Origin of the sequence: Flagellimonas pelagia (genome assembly GCF_003584135.1) — a bacterium.
Lineage (GTDB): Bacteria > Bacteroidota > Bacteroidia > Flavobacteriales > Flavobacteriaceae > Flagellimonas > Flagellimonas pelagia.
On record NZ_QXFI01000033.1, the window covers coordinates 351,732 to 369,408 of the forward strand.

The 17,677-nt window shown below is 44.1% G+C and carries 17 protein-coding genes; 11 read left to right on the forward strand and 6 right to left on the reverse strand.

Annotated elements, in window-relative coordinates; translation table 11 throughout:
* The first annotated feature begins 186 nt into the window (after positions 1-186).
* On the forward strand, positions 187-936 hold the full coding sequence (locus D2V05_RS15650) for a sulfite exporter TauE/SafE family protein (protein WP_119648511.1): 750 nt from the start codon (positions 187-189) through the stop codon (positions 934-936).
* On the opposite strand, the gene D2V05_RS15655 is transcribed toward D2V05_RS15650, so the two are convergent.
* The gene (locus D2V05_RS15655) at positions 921-1,367 is read right to left on the reverse strand and encodes a MarR family winged helix-turn-helix transcriptional regulator (RefSeq protein ID WP_119648512.1); all 447 of its coding nucleotides are present in this window, start codon (positions 1,365-1,367) and stop codon (positions 921-923) included. The two genes, D2V05_RS15650 and D2V05_RS15655, sit on opposite strands and share 16 nt — an antisense overlap.
* 178 nt (positions 1,368-1,545) lie before the next feature.
* Here D2V05_RS15655 and hppD point away from each other — a divergent pair, with 178 nt between their 5' ends.
* The 6 genes from hppD to hisC all read left to right on the forward strand — a co-directional run bounded on the left by hppD (position 1,546) and on the right by hisC (position 8,166).
* A complete protein-coding gene (gene hppD, locus D2V05_RS15660; protein ID WP_119648513.1) occupies positions 1,546-2,679 on the forward strand; it encodes a 4-hydroxyphenylpyruvate dioxygenase in 1,134 nt (377 codons plus the stop codon).
* Between the two features lie 77 nt (positions 2,680-2,756).
* Positions 2,757-3,914, forward strand: coding sequence for a homogentisate 1,2-dioxygenase (locus tag D2V05_RS15665; RefSeq protein WP_119648514.1), 1,158 nt, complete (start codon positions 2,757-2,759; stop codon positions 3,912-3,914).
* Positions 3,915-3,997: 83 nt separating this feature from the next.
* A complete protein-coding gene (fahA, locus tag D2V05_RS15670; protein ID WP_119648515.1) occupies positions 3,998-5,218 on the forward strand; it encodes a fumarylacetoacetase in 1,221 nt (406 codons plus the stop codon).
* Positions 5,219-5,297: 79 nt separating this feature from the next.
* On the forward strand, positions 5,298-6,167 hold the full coding sequence (locus D2V05_RS15675) for a flavin reductase family protein (protein ID WP_119648516.1): 870 nt from the start codon (positions 5,298-5,300) through the stop codon (positions 6,165-6,167).
* Positions 6,168-6,298: 131 nt separating this feature from the next.
* A complete protein-coding gene (locus tag D2V05_RS15680; protein WP_119648517.1) occupies positions 6,299-6,757 on the forward strand; it encodes an SRPBCC family protein in 459 nt (152 codons plus the stop codon).
* 308 nt (positions 6,758-7,065) lie between these two features.
* Entirely contained in the window at positions 7,066-8,166 is a 1,101-nt protein-coding gene (hisC, locus tag D2V05_RS15690) for a histidinol-phosphate transaminase (RefSeq protein WP_119648519.1), read from the forward strand.
* 255 nt (positions 8,167-8,421) lie between these two features.
* Here hisC and D2V05_RS15695 read toward each other — a convergent pair whose 3' ends face one another.
* Entirely contained in the window at positions 8,422-10,980 is a 2,559-nt protein-coding gene (locus tag D2V05_RS15695) for a DUF5916 domain-containing protein (RefSeq protein ID WP_119648626.1), read from the reverse strand.
* 342 nt (positions 10,981-11,322) lie between these two features.
* Between D2V05_RS15695 and rplM the strand changes: the two genes are divergently transcribed.
* The 4 genes from rplM (at position 11,323) to tsf (ending at position 14,368) form a co-directional block, all read left to right on the forward strand.
* Positions 11,323-11,778, forward strand: coding sequence for a 50S ribosomal protein L13 (rplM, locus tag D2V05_RS15700; protein ID WP_119638541.1), 456 nt, complete (start codon positions 11,323-11,325; stop codon positions 11,776-11,778).
* On the forward strand, positions 11,778-12,164 hold the full coding sequence (gene rpsI, locus D2V05_RS15705) for a 30S ribosomal protein S9 (RefSeq protein WP_119648520.1): 387 nt from the start codon (positions 11,778-11,780) through the stop codon (positions 12,162-12,164). The genes rplM and rpsI overlap by 1 nt, the downstream gene beginning before the upstream one ends.
* A gap of 210 nt (positions 12,165-12,374) precedes the next feature.
* Complete coding sequence (gene rpsB, locus D2V05_RS15710) at positions 12,375-13,460, forward strand: 30S ribosomal protein S2 (protein ID WP_119648521.1); 1,086 nt, start codon at positions 12,375-12,377, stop codon at positions 13,458-13,460.
* Between the two features lie 83 nt (positions 13,461-13,543).
* Complete coding sequence (gene tsf / locus D2V05_RS15715; protein WP_119648522.1) at positions 13,544-14,368, forward strand: translation elongation factor Ts; 825 nt, start codon at positions 13,544-13,546, stop codon at positions 14,366-14,368.
* Positions 14,369-14,437: 69 nt separating this feature from the next.
* On the opposite strand, the gene D2V05_RS15720 is transcribed toward tsf, so the two are convergent.
* The 4 genes from D2V05_RS15720 to D2V05_RS15735 are packed head-to-tail and all read right to left on the reverse strand — an operon-like array spanning position 14,438 to position 17,500.
* Positions 14,438-15,247 (reverse strand): DUF4097 family beta strand repeat-containing protein, encoded by an 810-nt coding sequence (locus D2V05_RS15720; protein WP_147378297.1) that lies wholly within the window; start codon positions 15,245-15,247, stop codon positions 14,438-14,440.
* 4 nt (positions 15,248-15,251) lie between these two features.
* Positions 15,252-16,118: a DUF4097 family beta strand repeat-containing protein gene (locus D2V05_RS15725; RefSeq protein WP_147378298.1), complete on the reverse strand. Its 867-nt coding sequence runs from the start codon at positions 16,116-16,118 to the stop codon at positions 15,252-15,254.
* A gap of 60 nt (positions 16,119-16,178) precedes the next feature.
* Entirely contained in the window at positions 16,179-16,976 is a 798-nt protein-coding gene (locus D2V05_RS15730) for a HEAT repeat domain-containing protein (protein WP_119648525.1), read from the reverse strand.
* Positions 16,973-17,500 (reverse strand): RNA polymerase sigma factor, encoded by a 528-nt coding sequence (locus D2V05_RS15735; protein WP_119648526.1) that lies wholly within the window; start codon positions 17,498-17,500, stop codon positions 16,973-16,975. The genes D2V05_RS15730 and D2V05_RS15735 overlap by 4 nt, the downstream gene beginning before the upstream one ends.
* Positions 17,501-17,677 lie beyond the last annotated feature (177 nt).

The following is a 17,677-nucleotide window of genomic DNA, read 5'->3' on the forward strand; positions in this document are numbered from 1 at the left end:
CCCCAATTATCCTATTTTAAGATTTTATTTGGTTAAAATGACATAATTCATGAAAAATTGAATCAAAATTCAATGTCATAAAGGCCCATTATATCCAAAAAGACCATATAAAGAATATGCGCTACAAACTTAAGTCAGCTATTACCTGTGCTAAAAAGAGTATCTTTCTTTTTGTAAAGTCAAGCAATGAAAATCAACTATATTTTTCTGTTATTGGCATTAGTGGCCGAAATTGTGGGTACTATCGGGGGATTTGGTTCCTCGGTCTTCTTTGTGCCTATCGGTAATTTTTACTTTGATTTTTATTCCGTCCTGGGGATGACGGCAATTTTCCATCTATCCAGTAACCTTAGTAAGATATGGCTCTTCAAAAAAGGGTTGGACAAAAGATTATTGCTGTACATTGGACTACCTTCAGTGGTTTTTGTGATCTTGGGTGGATTTATGTCAAAATGGGTCAATAGTGGTGCACTGGAAATTGTTTTGGGGGTTTTCTTGGTAGTCTTCAGCCTTTTATTTCTCATAAAAAGCGAGATCATAGTATTTCCAAATAAAAAGAATGCCATTATCGGGGGGACATTATCGGGATTTTCCGCAGGACTTTTGGGAACTGGGGGTGCCATTCGAGGACTTACCATGGCCGCCTTCAATCTGGAAAAAAATGCTTTCATCGCCACTTCGGCTTTTATCGACTTTTTGATCGATTTCTCCAGAACTTTTGTATACTATGAAAATGGCTATATCGGAAAACTGGAACTCACCTACCTCCCATTTCTATTTGTCATCGGTTTGGTGGGCACCTATCTGGGCAAACGGATATTGTACCACATTCCCCAGGATAAATTCAGGAACTTGAGCTTGTTGTTCATTCTTCTTATTGGTTTGGCCACCATTGCCAAGTTGGCTTTTGACCACTTGGGTCAATTGTCCTCGTAATTATCCCCGATTTGGTCCAACACCTTTAAAAAAATCTCGAATTCGGAAGAATCGATTTGCTTCACGGCCAATTTTCGCAACTGCATGGCCGAAGGAAGGGTCAAGTCCAAGATTTTTTGCCCTTCCGGTGTCAAGGCCAATTTAAAACGCTTTTGGTCTCCCTCGAATCGGGTTTTGGTAATCCAGCCCTTGCGTTCCAAGCCGCCGATGACCCGTGAAGTAGTGGCCCGATTACGGAAATTACTCTTTACAATATCCCTTTGGCTGGCCTCTTCACCCAGCTGATGGATTTGGTACAAAATCACCCATTGCTCAATGGTGATATCCACCCCAAGTGCATCAAAAGCAAGTAGATAGGCTTTTTGAATTTTTCGGAGTACCAGGTCCAAGTGTAGACCCATCCCCTGTATTTCATCGATTCGATTGAGCATTTTTCCAACAATTGCCACAAAAATAGCAATTCAGTTTTTGATGCGGTTTATGACATTCTGACCACAACCATCAATTTTAACCTAAAATTTGATCTACGAAAACGCTTTCGTATCCAAAAATAGTTATTTTTGTTGCATCAACAACAAAATTGACTGAACAACAAAAAGATAGCACATTATGCAAACATCGACCCTAAACAAAACAGCGGATACCTCACAAGATTTCATGCCCATCAACGGCACGGATTATATTGAATTATATGTGGGCAATTCCAAGCAGGCGGCCCACTTTTACAAGACCGCTTTTGGATTTCAATCCTTGGCCTATGCCGGATTGCAAACCGGACTCAAGGACCGTGAAAGTTATGTGGTGGTACAGGACAAAATCCGTTTGGTGCTGACCTCCCCGTTAAAAAGTGGCACCGAAATCGGGAAACATATTGACAAACATGGTGATGGTGTTAAAGTAGTTGCCCTTTGGGTAGACGATGCCACCTACGCCTACAATGCTGCCATGGAGCGTGGCGCCAAATCCTATATGGAGCCCAAAGTTGAGGAAGATCAAACTGGAAAAGTGGTTCGCTCCGGTATCTATACCTATGGTGAAACGGTTCACATCTTTGTGGAACGAAAGGATTATAAGGGCACGTTTTTACCCGGTTTCAAAAAATGGGAAACCCCTGATTATAATCCAACTTCCACAGGACTCTTGTATGTAGATCACATGGTAGGTAACGTAGGTTGGAACAAGATGAACCATTGGGTGGGCTTTTACGAAGATGTGCTTGGGTTCCGAAATATCCTATCATTCGATGACAAGGACATTTCCACAGAATACACCGCACTGATGAGTAAGGTGATGAGCAACGGGAATGGACGTATCAAATTCCCGATCAACGAACCTGCAGAAGGAAAGAAAAAATCCCAAGTGGAGGAATACCTCGATTTTTATGAAGGTGAAGGTGTGCAACACGTTGCCGTGGCCACCGATGACATTATCAAGACTGTTCGCGATTTAAGAAGCCGTGGTGTTGAATTCCTTCAGGTTCCCGCTTCGTATTACGATGCTGTTACCGACCGTGTGGGTGAAATCGATGAGGATATCGCACCATTGAAAGAACTGGGTATCTTGGTAGATCGTGATGACGAAGGCTACCTACTTCAAATTTTCACCAAACCGGTGGAACCTAGACCTACAATGTTCTTCGAAATCATCCAAAGAAAGGGTGCACAATCGTTTGGAAAAGGTAACTTTAAGGCACTGTTCGAAGCTATTGAACGCGAACAGGAACTACGAGGTACGTTACATTGATTAATTGTAAGTGTTCAATGTTAAGTTTTGAATTAGAATAACCCAACATTTAGCACTTAGAACTAAAAACTAATCCAATGCCCATCTATCACAAACTCGGGAAAATTCCGCAAAAACGACATACCCAGTTCGAAAAACCGAACGGAGGGCTCTATTATGAGCAGCTTTTCGGCACTATCGGTTTCGATGGCATGTCGTCCCTGTCCTATCACGTCCATCGCCCTACGCAGGTAAAGGACATTGGGAAGGCTATTGACATGTCGCCCAAAATTGCGGTGGAAAAGAACATCACCAGTAGAAAACTTATTGGGTTCGATGTGCAGCCCAAGGATGATTTTTTGGAAGCCCGCGAGCCTCTTTTGGTGAACAACGATGTGCACATTGGCTTGGCTGCGCCGAAAAATTCCATCACGGATTATTTTTACAAGAATGCCGATGCCGATGAGATGCTCTTTATCCATAAAGGATCGGGAACCTTGAAGACCTTTTTGGGCAACATTCCGTTTGAATATGGGGATTACCTCATCATTCCCCGCGGGATGATCTACCAAATCGAATTTGATACCGAGGATAACCGCATCCTGTATGCGGAATCGTTTCATCCCATTTACACCCCAAAACGGTACCGAAACTGGTTCGGGCAGTTATTGGAACATTCGCCCTACTGTGAACGGGACTATAAATTGCCGCAAGACCTTCTGACTTTTGATGAAAAAGGAGATTTTTTGATGAAGATCAAAAAACAGGGCATGTTGCACCAATTGGTGTATGCCAGCCATCCTTTTGATGTGGTCGGTTGGGACGGGTATAATTTCCCCTATGGATTTTCCATCCACAATTTTGAACCCATCACGGGCCGTGTACATCAACCGCCACCAGTACATCAAACATTTGAGACGAGTGCCTTTGTGGTTTGTTCGTTCTGCCCAAGGCTGTACGACTACCATCCCAAAGCAATTCCGGCTCCCTACAACCATTCCAACATAGACTCGGACGAGGTCTTATATTATGTGGATGGGGACTTTATGAGCCGCACCGGGATTGGCCCCGGGTATATTTCGTTACACCCGGCGGGTATTCCACACGGGCCACATCCAGGCACCTATGAGGCCAGCATCGGCAAAAAGGGCACAGAGGAATTGGCAGTGATGATCGATACCTTCAAACCGTTGATGGTCACCGAAAATGCCCTGAAAATTGATGACGGCAAGTATTACAAATCTTGGTTGGAGTAAAGCCCATGCTGTCATTCCTGCGAAAGCAGGAATCCATAAAGAAAAGATTCCCGTTTTCACGGGAATGACATAAAAACGCATTCATGATCATAAACATCCCTGAAAACTCAGACTTTTCAATCCATAATATTCCCTTCGGGATTTTTTCCGCCGAAGACAGGAGTCCACGTGTAGGTGTGGCCGTTGGGGAACATATCCTCGATTTGGCCGCCGTGGCGGAACTCGATGTGTTCGAATTCAACACCGCCGTTTTGGAAAAGGACACCCTCAATGATTTTATTTCCCTCGGAAAGGAAATCACCAATCGGGTGCGGAAAAAAATCCAATATTGGCTAAAGGATGACCATTCACCCTTGGCTGGAAAACCCGAGCTTTTTGTAAAGCAATCCGAAGTCCAGATGCACATGCCCGTTTCGGTTGGGGACTATACCGATTTTTACTCCAGCATAGAACATGCTACCAATGTGGGAAAAATGTTCCGCGACCCTGAAAATGCCCTTTTGCCCAACTGGAAACATATTCCCGTAGGCTACCATGGTAGGGCCAGTTCCATTATTGTGAGCGGACAGCCCATCCATCGACCCAAAGGCCAGACCTTGCCCAACAATGCGGACGCTCCGGTATTCGGACCCACGCAACGTTTGGATTTTGAACTGGAAATAGGCTTTATCTGCGGCAAGGATACCCAATTGGGTGATTCCATCCCCACTGAGGAGGCCGAGAATTACATCTTCGGCTTGGTCTTGTTCAACGATTGGTCGGCACGTGACATCCAAAAATGGGAATATGTGCCGCTTGGACCTTTCTTGGCGAAGAATTTCGCCTCTTCCATTTCGCCTTGGGTGGTGACCTTGGAGGCCTTGAAACCTTTTCAAGTGGCAGGTCCAACACAAGAACCAAAAGTATTGCCGTATTTGGCTTATGAAGGTGACAAAAACTACGACATCAACCTGGAAGTGGGCATCACCCCCGATGGAAGCGAAGAAACCACCGTTTGCCATAGTAATTTCAAGTATATGTACTGGAACATGGCACAACAGTTGGCACATCATACCGTGAATGGCTGTAATATCCATGTGGGTGATATGATGGCTTCAGGAACCATTTCGGGCAAGGAAGACGATTCCTTCGGCTCCATGTTGGAGCTGGCCTGGATGGGCACCAAACCCGTAAAAATGAAGGATGGTTCGGAACGTAAATTTATCAACGATGGGGATACGGTAACCCTACGAGGTTTCGCCCAAAATGGCGATATTAGGGTCGGATTCGGGGAAGTTTCCACGAAAGTGCTTCCAGCGAAATAAATGGGGTAGCTGAGCGTAGTCGAAGCTCCCAATTGACGACTTCGACTCCGCTCAGTCACCCATTCTTTAAAAATATACTATGATCAAAACCGTAGACCCAACCCAAGTAAGCCAACCCGAACTGCACAGCATTCTGCTCACGGCGGTAGCCCCAAGGCCCATCTGCTTTGCCAGTACCATCGACAAAGATGGGAACGTGAACCTGAGCCCGTTCAGTTTTTTCAATGTGTTCAGTTCCAATCCGCCCATCATGATCTTTTCGCCTTCGCGAAGCGGTAGGGACAATTCCTTGAAGCACACCCATGAAAACGTATTGGAAGTCCCCGAGGTGGTCATCAACATTGTAAACTACAACATGGCGGAACAGATGTCGCTTTCCAGTACGGCTTATGCCAAAGGGGTAAACGAATTTCAAAAGGCGGGCTTTACCGAAGTACCCAGTGAAAAAGTACGACCACCCCGCGTGGCGGAATCCCCAGTTTCTTTTGAGTGTACGGTGCAAGAGGTCATCGAATTGGCTCAAACGCCAGGAGCGGGCAACCTGATCCTAGCCAAAGTGGAGCTCATTCATGTGGACGATGCCTATTTTACCGACGGCATTCTGGACACCGAAAAATTGGATCTCGTGGGCCGTATGGGTGGCAATTGGTACATCCGGGCCATCAAGGATTCGTTGTTTGAAATCCCGAAACCGCTCCGCACCCATGGTATTGGGGTGGATGCCTTGCCAAAAGGCATTCGGGAAAGCGAGGTGCTTACCGGCAACAATCTGGGACGACTGGGCAATGTGGAGAGCCTGCCCACCACATCCGAAATTGAAATGATCATAAAAGCCGATGACGTTGGTACATTAACCAAAAGGGAACTCCATACCTTGGCCCAGCAGCTTTTGGAGGCCGGGGATACGGAAAAGGCTATGGCGTATTTGTTGTTTGGAGAAAATATATAACGACCCTAAGATTTGAATGTCAATGTAATCAAGCGAAGGGATTTGATCATTGTTTTTTGCGTTTCAATGAAGGTGATGTACCTTGAAACTTTCACATCTAGAAACCACTATTTTAGAACCATCCACACATCATGAAAAAAATACAATACAAAAAAGACATTAAGGCATCTGCTGAAAAGGTATACAACACCATGCTTGGCATGGAAACGATTAAGACCTACGAGCAATGGACCGCTGAGTTTAACCCCACTTCCACATATGAAGGAAGCTGGGAAAAGGGATCAAAAATATACTTTGTGGGAACGGATGAAAACGGAAAAAGAGGTGGAATGGTTTCTGAAATTGCGGACAATGTTCCCTTCCAGTTTGTTTCCATTCGCCATTACGGAATATTGGACGGTGAAAATGAAATAACCGAAGGTCCAGAGGTTGAAAAATGGGCAGGCAGCCTGGAAAATTATGACTTACAGGAGCATAACGGCGTAACCACGTTAACCGTAGAGACCGATGTGGCAGACGACTACCTTGATTATTTTAACACGACTTGGCCAAAGGCTTTAAACAGGCTTAAAGAGCTAGCTGAAAAATAAAACATGGGAAGAGATTTGGAAAAGGTTATGGCCAATTTGTTGTTTGGGGAGGGTTTGTAAATGAGAATATCGATAATCAGATTCTTACTTGATGAAAATCGTTACACCTATTTAATTTGAATTATGTGGAAAGGAATTTTTAGCATTTTAATAGGTGGTTTATGGATAGTCATCATTTATAAAGACAGAAAAGAAATAGGTAAAGGTGATTATGAAGGATCGTTTGATTTCAATACCAGAGGATTCGTCTTCGCTGTAATACTAATTTTAATAGGAATCTACATTTTGATTTCTTCACTTTATTAAAAATGAAAAAAACCATCGAATCCATCTTTAAGGCCCATTTGGAGCCCAAAGAGGTGTATAAAGGAGGAAAGAACATTCCGCCCTCCGATAAAAAAATCTATAAACTATCCTCCAATGAGAACCCATTGGGCGCATCGCCCAAAGCGGTTGCGGCCATGAAAGCGGCCTTGGAGCATATCGACATCTACCCCGATCAAACCGATATCCGCCTTCGGGAAGCCTTGGTCAAGGATTTTAACGGGAAACTTAGTGCCGAGCAATTCCTATGCGGCAACAGTGGTTCCGAAATCATTGATATCCTTTTGAGGGCCTTTATTAATGAAGGGGACGAGGTCATCTATTCCAACCCCTGTTTTTTGCCTTACTCTGTTTTTTCCAGATGGTATGGGGCCAAAACCATTGACATTCCTTTATTAGCTCCCCACTATGATTTGGATGTGGAAGGGATTTTGAACGCCATTACGGAGCGTACCAAAATTATTTTCCTCACCAGTCCGAACAACCCAACAGGCACTTATATTCCCAAATCCGTGTTGGACGACTTTTTGGAAAGGGTCCCCAAGAACATTCTCATCGTTTTTGATGAAGTATACCGCCACTTTGCGGATGCGGAGGATTATGTGACCGCCCTACCCTATGTTTTGGCTGGACACAATGTGCTTGGCCTGAACAGTTTTTCCAAAACCTATGGTTTGGCAGGTCAGCGTATCGGCTATGCCTACACCACCCCGACCATTGCCAATTACATTCGTTTGATCCAAAAACCTTTTCTGTTGCCCTTGACTTCTATTGAGGCGGCCATTGGTGCTTTGAACGATTCGGAGTTTATAGAGAAAACCGTGCAAACGGTTCTAGATGGCAGAAAATATCTCGCCCAGGCATTTGATACCATTGGTATCCAATACTGGCCAAGTCAAGCCAACTTTTTTATCATTGACCCTCCACTACCCGAAATGGAATTCACGGATCGGATGATGGAAGAAGGCATTATGGTGCGGCCCGTTTCGCAATTTGGTGCCCCGGGAAAGGTGCGCATTACCATAGGTGACCAAGAAGCCAATGAAGCCTGCGTAAAAGCGATTCGGAAAATAATGAACATCTAGGATGTCGTTCCGAATGGTGCTTCCACTCCGCTCAGCATCCCATCACCTGTGAGAAACTGAAACCAGTTCAGGTTGACGGATTTACTTATGGATTCCGCATCAAGTGCGGAATGACAAAATACTCCCCATATAAAAATCCCCTGTCATTCCTGCGCCCCGTTCTTCAACGGGATAAAAAAGCAGGAATCCATTATTCACCACGAGATTCCGAATCGTGCTTCGACTGCGCTCAGCACCCTGGGAATGATAACTGCATCAAAGAACAAATCGATACGTAGCTTTCAGCAAAAAGATATTGTGCGGTTTTTGCCCAAAAATATTGTCTCCCAAACTTGGTAGAAGCCCATCTGCCGGATTTCCAGATTGGGTAACATCTTGGGACCATACCAAAAAGATTTCGGATCCTGGAATATACTCCCATCGAATCACCAAATTGGAACGGAACTGAACAAAGGAGAAATCGGGGTCATCAAAACTAAAATCCGTTACACCATCCAAGTTTTCATCGATGGAATAGACCTCATCAGCATAGGAGGTCTGGGCAGCACTGTATTGCATAAAACGATCTTCAAATCGTTTGGCAACAGGGTCTGTAATGTGTTTAAATTCAGAATATCTTCCCCTGGAGATAAAGGGTTGCCCCCAATATTGGATAGTCAGGTTAGGGTTGATGGTATAGTTCAACCGAAAGGACATGCTCAAGGTACGCTGGTCAATCTTCCCATTGAGATATCGTGGAGACCCGTTCACATCATCAAAATTATCAATGAATTGCAACTGGTCACGGTTGATTTCCAAGGATGGATAGGCCGAAATCCTGAGAGCATTGATGGGTTGGTACACAAACCCTCCCTCCAAATAATAATATTTGGATGAATTGTCCACTGCTTTTCGTCCATTGTGGAAAATAGAGAACCTGATCTTTTTTCTATTATCGGTATTGATACCGTTCCAAAAACTCATCCAAGGTGACTGTCTCAACCTTGGCCCGCCACGAAGGGCAAAATTGGAATAGTCAATAAGAGCATAGTTGAAACCTATATTGGTAGACCAGTTTCCTTTCCAGTTTTGCCAGCTGTTGGTGTTGAACTGAAGATAATTGTGATTGCCCCCAAAATCCCATGCCGTCCAATGGTTATAATTGATTCCTACCTGCCTAAAGGTCTTGTCCGGTTTCAGGGTCTGGTACCCTATCCAAGTATAATGACGGATATCATCTGCCTGACGTTGAAAGCCAATATCATTGAGTTCTAGCTCCGGTGACCTAAAGGTCGCTCCCGACTCAAACTTCCAATGGCCATTCCCTATTTTTCCAATCTGAACGTTACCCCCGGAACCCGTGAGCGAGGTACGGGTGGTATCGACAGCAACATGATCAGCGTCTACCCTATTGAACAAATGCGTAATGGACTCTTGGGTACTGATGATGGCCTCCGTGCTGCCCTGTACATGGCTAAGGGTAATATTGCCGCCCAGATACCAGTCCCTATTGTTCCATTGGTGCTTGAAATCAACACCCCCCGAATAAGCGGCTTCGTGCAAGAAGTTGAGCTCCTGGGGAAGGGTTTCCCGATTGGTGGCCGTAAAAATACCCCCGATATAGGAATTGCGTTGGTTAAAATCCTTCTGAAGACGGCCCACAAAATAATTGGTGAGAGGTTCTACCATTTCCTTTCTTCGTGTACCATTTTCGTCAACAATGGTAGCCTGTCTTTGTGCGGTCACACTTTCCAGCACCCCAATGGCCCAACCATTTTTGGTCTTTCCACTGAACTTTGCCGCTCCGATGATTGGGGTATTGTCTGGTTGGTCCACAAACTCGTTGTCGCCCGTATCAGGATATCCCTGTGGGCTGCGACCTATACGCCTGGAATAAAAAATATTGTCTGAACCAAAGGTATTGCCTGCTTCAGATTGCGAAATACTGAAATCGAAGATGTTCTTATTCTCCACAAAGAACGGACGTCTTTCCTGAAAGAAAATTTGAAACCCATCCAAGGCAATGGCAGAGGGATCAGCATCGACCTGTCCGAAATCGGGGTGTACGGTAAGGTCCAAAGTCAGGTCATTGGTAATTCCGATCTTCGCATCCAACCCTCCCGTGATATCATTGTCGCTCCCATCCCTAAAGGGATTTCCGGCCTCTGCCTCATAGGTTTCCATTTTGGCAACGGTATACGGTTGGATCTCCAACTGCTTTTGGGGCTCAATGTTCTTTAACCCATGAAGTTCCCCAAACTCACTGATGAAACCGGCCACATCCCTTGGTAAACGCTGCCAAACGGAACGTTCCTCATCCCTAAAATAACGTCTCATTACCTGGAGTCCCCAAACCTGGTCCTCTTCATTACCGAACTTGATCTGACTCAAAGGAATTCTCATTTCGGCAGTCCAACCTTCATCATCAACATTGGTGGCCACGTACCAAATGGGGTTCCAGCTGTCATCTTCATTGGAACCATTGTTGGATTCCAACACATCGCCCTTTACACCGGCCGCGCTAACGATGAAACCAAAACCGGTTCGTTTATCGTGATAACTATCGATAAAGACCCCGATCCAATCCCCTTCAAACCCATCTCTTCTGGACAACCGTTTTACAATCTTGTCAGGTTCGGAATCGTAACAACGTATACCTATATATAAAGACTTTTGACCATAAACAATTTTAAATTTAGTCTGATGGCTCGGTGGTGTATTTTCATCCGGACGCTGCTCAATAAAATCATCACCCCACTCCACCAGGTTCCAAGCGGCATCGTCCAAAATACCATCGATTACCGGATGGGTCTCTTCACCCAAAGACTGGGTCATGTATATTTTTTTGGGAACTTCTACCTGGGTAGAATCTTGTGCATTGATAAAAAAAGAAAATAAAAATAGTGCGAGAAAAAGACGTACTTGCTTCACTAGGTTAGTTTTTTGATTGATTGATATCGTAAAGACCACCAAAAATGGAATCAGTTACAGTCTTTGTCTTTTTTAAGGTTTTTTTAACAGAACGAAGCCGAATTTTGATGTCGCTCTAGATGCTTTGTAGGAAAACTAAAAAAAGCGAAAAAATATTCCCGACCAACCGTTTGTAATTCAATCTAATAATTGTACATTTGCAGCCCGTTTATCGGGATAGGTTATTAAATCAATAATATTCGAGAAGTGGATACATTAAGTTATAAGACTATTTCCGCCAATAAATCTACCGTTGACAAGCAATGGTTATTGGTTGATGCTGAAGGACAGACCTTGGGAAGATTGGCGTCTAAAGTAGCCAAATTGCTTAGGGGGAAATACAAGACCAACTATACCCCCCATGTTGACTGTGGAGACAATGTTATTGTCATCAATGCCGAGAAGATCACCATGACCGGCAACAAGTGGGATGACAAAGTATATTTGAGATATACCGGCTATCCAGGAGGACAACGTTCCGCTGGTGCCAAAGAAGTATTGAACAAGCATCCTGAGCGTATCATCGAAAGTTCTGTAAAAGGTATGTTGCCAAAAAATAAGCTTGGTGCAGAAATTTTCAGAAACCTTAAAGTATACGCTGGTGCCGAACACGGACAAGAAGCACAAAAACCAAAGGCAATAAACTTAAACGACTACAAATAATGGAAGTGGTTCACAAGATAGGGAGAAGAAAAACTGCCGTAGCAAGAGTATACGTTTCCGAAGGTTCCGGTAACATCACCGTGAACAAAAGAAATTTGAACGATTACTTTACCACGGCCACATTGCAATACAAAGTGAAGCAGCCTTTCACTTTGACCGAAACCGAAGACAACTACGATGTAAAAGTAAATGTTTACGGTGGTGGTATCACAGGTCAGGCAGAAGCTGTTCGTTTGGCTTTGTCCAGGGCCATGTGCGAGATCAATGAAGAAAACAGAGGAGTCCTTAAGCCAGAAGGCCTATTGACAAGGGACCCAAGAATGGTGGAAAGAAAGAAATTCGGTCAGAAGAAAGCCCGTAAGAAATTCCAGTTCTCCAAACGTTAATATTTTTCGGTGCCTTTGCACCCATACAATAAGTTCATTGAAAACCCTGGAAACAAATTTCAGGGTTAAATTTTTAACCAAGTTGTCGTTGTTCCAAAAAGGAAAAGTATCGACTTTTTGGAATTTAGTTTAGCATCTAAATGCATCGGGCGAACCAAAAGTGACCACCAGTGCATTGCTACTACAACGGAACGTAAACTAAGTACTAAAATGGCAAGTAAAATTGAAGTAAAAGATTTACTCGAAGCAGGTGTACACTTTGGACACCTAACAAGAAAGTGGAACCCCAACATGGCTCCTTACATCTACATGGAGCGTAATGGGATCCACGTGATCAACCTCTACAAAACGGTTGCAAAGCTTGAGGAAGCCAACGAAGCCCTTAGCAAAATTGCTGCCTCTGGAAGAAAAATCCTTTTTGTAGCCACTAAAAAACAAGCTAAGGACATCGTTGCGGACAAAGTCTCCAAAATCAACATGCCCTACATCACAGAAAGATGGCCAGGTGGTATGTTGACCAACTTTGTGACCATCCGTAAGGCCGTTAAGAAAATGGCTTCCATCGATAGGATGAAAAAAGACGGAACCTTTAATACCCTTTCCAAAAAAGAAAGACTACAAGTAGACCGTTTGCGTGCCAAGTTGGAAAAGAACTTGGGTTCCATTGCCGACATGACCCGTTTGCCAGGTGCCCTTTTCATCGTGGACACCATGCGTGAGCACATTGCCGTGAAAGAGGCCCAAAAATTGAACATTCCAATCTTTGCTATGGTCGATACCAATTCCGACCCAAGGCCAATCGATTATGTGATCCCATCCAATGACGATGCCAGCAAATCTATCGAAGCCATCTTGGAAGAGGTGACCAAGGCCGTTGCCGCTGGTTTGGCAGAACGCAAAAACGACAAGAACAACGATAAGGAAGACGAGGAAGAAGATGTAATGGACACTAAAGCCGTTACGATCGATGATGAGGATGACGATGCCACCGAAGCCAAGAAAGCCAAAAAGGCCAAGCCTGCAGCTGCACCCAAAAAGGTAAAGGCAGATGAGCTTACCAAAATTGAAGGTATCGGACCAAAAGCTGAAGAAGCCCTTATCGGAAAAGGGGTTGCCACATACGCCGAGCTTGCCAAGACCGCTCCTGAAAAAATCAAGGAAATCTTGACCGAGGCCAGCTCAACCATGGCGCATTTGGATCCAACTTCCTGGCCAAAACAAGCCAAATTGGCCGCTGCTGGTAAGTGGGACGAATTGAAAGAATGGCAAGACAGCGTTAAAGGAGGAGTTGAATAAACTAATCCTGATTTAACGTTGTCCTAAAACAAAACACTTGAATAGTGTTTTACTTTACATAAATTTTTAAAAAGCATAAAAAAATGGCACAGATTACCGCCGCAGAAGTAAATAAACTAAGACAGACCACAGGGGCTGGAATGATGGATTGTAAAAAAGCTTTGGTTGAGGCTGAAGGCGATTTTGAAAAAGCGATCGAAATCCTTCGTAAAAAAGGCCAGAAAGTAGCCGCCAACAGAGCTGATAGGGATTCCTCTGAAGGTGCTGCCATTGCAAAAGTAAGTGCAGACAACACCCAAGGTGTCGTTATTTCATTGAACTGCGAAACCGACTTCGTTGCCAAAAACGAGAGCTTTGTTAAATTGGCCAACGATTTGGCCGATCTTGCCCTAGGTTTTGACAGCAAGGATGCTTTCCTTGCCGCTTCTTTTGAAGGAATGACCGTTGCCGACAAATTGACCGAGCAAACAGGTGTCATCGGTGAAAAAATCGAAATCGGAAGCTTCGAGAAATTGAGTGCTCCTTTCGTGGGATCTTATATTCACGCTGGTAACAAAATTGCCACTTTGGTAGGGATGTCCGCTAATGTTGATGGTGTGGCTGAAGCTGCCAAGGATGTTGCCATGCAGGCTGCCGCCATGAACCCTGTTGCCCTTAACGAAGAAGGTGTAGATCAATCCATCATCGATAAGGAAATCGAAATCGCGAAAGACCAATTACGCCAAGAAGGTAAGCCTGAGGCTATGTTGGACAACATCGCCAAAGGTAAATTGAACCGTTTCTTCAAGGACAATACCTTGGTAAACCAAGATTTCATCAAGGACAGCAAGCAAAGTGTTGCCCAGTATGTGAAATCTGTTGACTCTAACTTGGTTGTTACCGGTTTTAAAAGAGTAGCATTGGGATAATCCATTTGCAGTATAAATAAAAAAGGCCCCATTTTATGGGGCCTTTTTTATGTTTGGATTTTTCCTCTTTTACTTAGACTTGATCATGATGTCCCCATTAAAGGTCTTGAACAGAAATTCAGGGCCACCCCCATTGATCTTTCCCTTCACCCACTGCTCCAATTTCACCTTGTAACTGCCAGAAGACTGTTTTTTGTCCACCACCGGTTTGTTCTCCGAAATGGCCATATCAAAATCGGTATAGACATCGCCCATATCCGATTTGGCCTTTACATTGGCCTTAATGGAGTTCGGAAAGGTTACCTCAACGTTTCCATTGAAACTGCTGAAAGCCATGTCAGACATATTTCCCATGCTCTTAAAATCCACTTTTACAGGACCGTTGGTTGTATTTGCCGTTACGGCCCCTTCCACGTTTTGAAGGGAAATACCCCCGTTCACATTGCTGATTTCCAAATCACCGGACACTCCCTGCACAGCGATGTCCCCATTGTTTACCGTGCTCAGCTTCAACGAAAAATTGTAGGGCACCTTGATGTCGAAATCGGCCTCTTTACTCCACATCTCATTGTTGATCCTTACCACATTGTTCTTTTCTTCTGCACTGATGTTAAGCCCGGAACCCCCAATGCGTTTCATACCGTTTTTCTCCTTACTGGATGATTTTCCATCTTCCACTACCGAAACCTTCACAATCACCTCCTTACCTTCATAACCGGCCACGGTGATCGACCCACTGATTTGGTCAAGCTCCAATTTTCCTGCTTGCCCCGGATTGCTCAAAGGAATGGCAAACAAATCGATTTCCTTATCCTGTGCGGACAACACACCCGTAAATAATGCAAGGGCAATAACAACTATAGTTCTAATCTTCTTCATGACTTTATATTTTTTTGATGAATACATTTCCGTTCAACGTTTCAAAATCAAATTCTACTTGACCGCTCCCGATTTGGACCACGGGCCTCGACTCAAACTTGAATTTGGGCTTATCCCCATCACCTTCATTTTTACTCGTTTTTACAAATTGTTTGTTGATGTCGAAGTCGGTGAACATTTCCCCGTTCATGCTTTTAAAGGAAATATTGGCCGAGAGGGATTGTTGGTACGAAATATTGATATCCCCGTTCAAGGCATAATACCGAGAGGCTACCTTGGGATTTTGGGCATACGAAATATCCACGTCCCCGTTAATACAGCTCACTTTGGTCTTACCCGTAATGTTGGTCAAAGAAATACCTCCATTGATGTTGTCGGCCTCCACGGACTCTCCGTTTGTATTCTTGACCAAGATATCGCCGTCGTTGACGGTACTCACATTGATCTTGACCGAGTTCGGGACCTTTAGGGTAAAGTTCAACTTGTGCTCATAAGGAATGTCATCATTATTGTTGCACCAATTGTACCTCAATTTATCCTTGTCGAATTGTATGTAAGGAGCATCAGGATGCAGAATGACACGGTTTGACTCTTCAATGACTTTGAGTTGAAGCTCCTTTTTACCCAACTCCAGGTCATCCGTGTTTTTTGCGGAAATGATGCGCTCCACTTCCAAGACCACCTCATTGCCGTTATACCCCTCTACGTTCACGGATCCGAAAACATTTTTCACCACTAAAGTGTTGTTTGCCTTATTGGCAAGGGGGACACTTTTTTTGATAACCTCCTTAAATTCCTTTTTCTGTGCCGTGGCACCCAACATCCCTACCCCCAAGGACAGACATGTCATAAAAAATAACCGTTTCATCATTTTAAAAATTTAGACTGTTCGTAATTTGATTTGTGCCCAAAGGGCAGATTGATAAATAAACTATATAATGGATTCAATACTCCTTTCAATTCTCTTCTTGACTGTGGTGTCCAACTGTTTTTCCTTCAGCAACTGTTTGAAGGGTTCTATGGAAGCCTTTTCCTGAAGGGCCACCATTAAATTGGCCAAAGTTATCTGCAAAATGGGCGATTCCTGGTTTGGAATGGATTGCACCAAGCCTTGGCGAACCTCTGGTTTGTTAACATAATTGGTCAAGGATTCTATGGCGGCCAACCGTACATTCACGTTGGGGTCACTATTGAGTGTTTTCAAAAGTGCCTTGATTACAATATCGTCGGCGTTCTCAAACTTATTGGCCTCACTCACCCCTTGCAACCGCTGGTTGGCCGAAGGTTGGTCCAACAAGGTCAAAACCAGTTTTTGCCGAACTTCTTCCGTCTCGTTGTTAGCAGCCATGTTTTGTATAGGGATCGTTTCCCCTTCGGGTCGCAAAAAATATCCGATACCCAACCCCATCAGCAGTAGAAAAACTCCGATGGCCCATTGCGGTCTAAAAATTCCCGTAAGCATCGATATGACATTTTGTTTGGGTGCCGTTCGTTGCTCCCTTTCCATTTCAGCGGACAACATGTCAAAAAAGGCCTTGTCCATGTTTTCCGAAGGTTCGGGAGCTTGCATGGTTTGTAACAGTTCCCAAGCTTTCAATAGTTCATCATATTTTTCTCGATACTCCACATGTTCCTTAAGGAACCTTTCAAAATCCTTTGCCTCCGTATCCGACATATTTCCGGACATAAAGTCCATGGCTTGTATTTCAAACTTTTTTTCGTCCATCATCTCGTTTCCAGTTGTAAAAAAATCGTTTTCAAATCCTTCAAGGCCCGGTGGACCCTAACCTTGGCCGCTCCCTCAGTGCAGCCCAATATTTCACCGATCTCTTGGAACTTCAATTCCCTGTATTTGCTCAATAGTAGTATTTCCCTTTTATCGCTGGACAAGAGTCCGAGTGCTCGGTTCAACAACAAAGAATCACCTTGGTGGTCCATTGCCTCATTCAAATAATCTCCCGTTCCTTTTTCCACATCCTCTGGAGAAATTCCCCATGAAACACCTTCCTTGGACACTTTTTTATGGTGGTCATAATTCACGTTGCGCGCCATACTGAACATCCACGCAGTAAAGGGGCCCTCTCCGGAATAGGATTGCCTATATTTCAAGATTCGGACAAAAACATTCTGAACAAGGTCCTCACTTACCGAAGGGTTGTTTCCCATGTTATAGAAAAAACCGAACAACTTCTTTTTATGCCGCTCGTAGAGCAGGCCCAACTTGTCCAAGTCGCCACTTTTAACTTTCATCATTAAGGCATTATCGGTCAGCGTTTGCAATGTGTTCTTTTTTAGGCCGGTTGTAGGATATACCGTTGTTTTTGAAAAAGGTTACAGAATGTATGGAATTTTTATCCATTCGAATCTAGGGCCATCCCATTTTTCAATGGTTTCCCATAATTTTTTTTGATTATTTTTGTCCGGACTTCA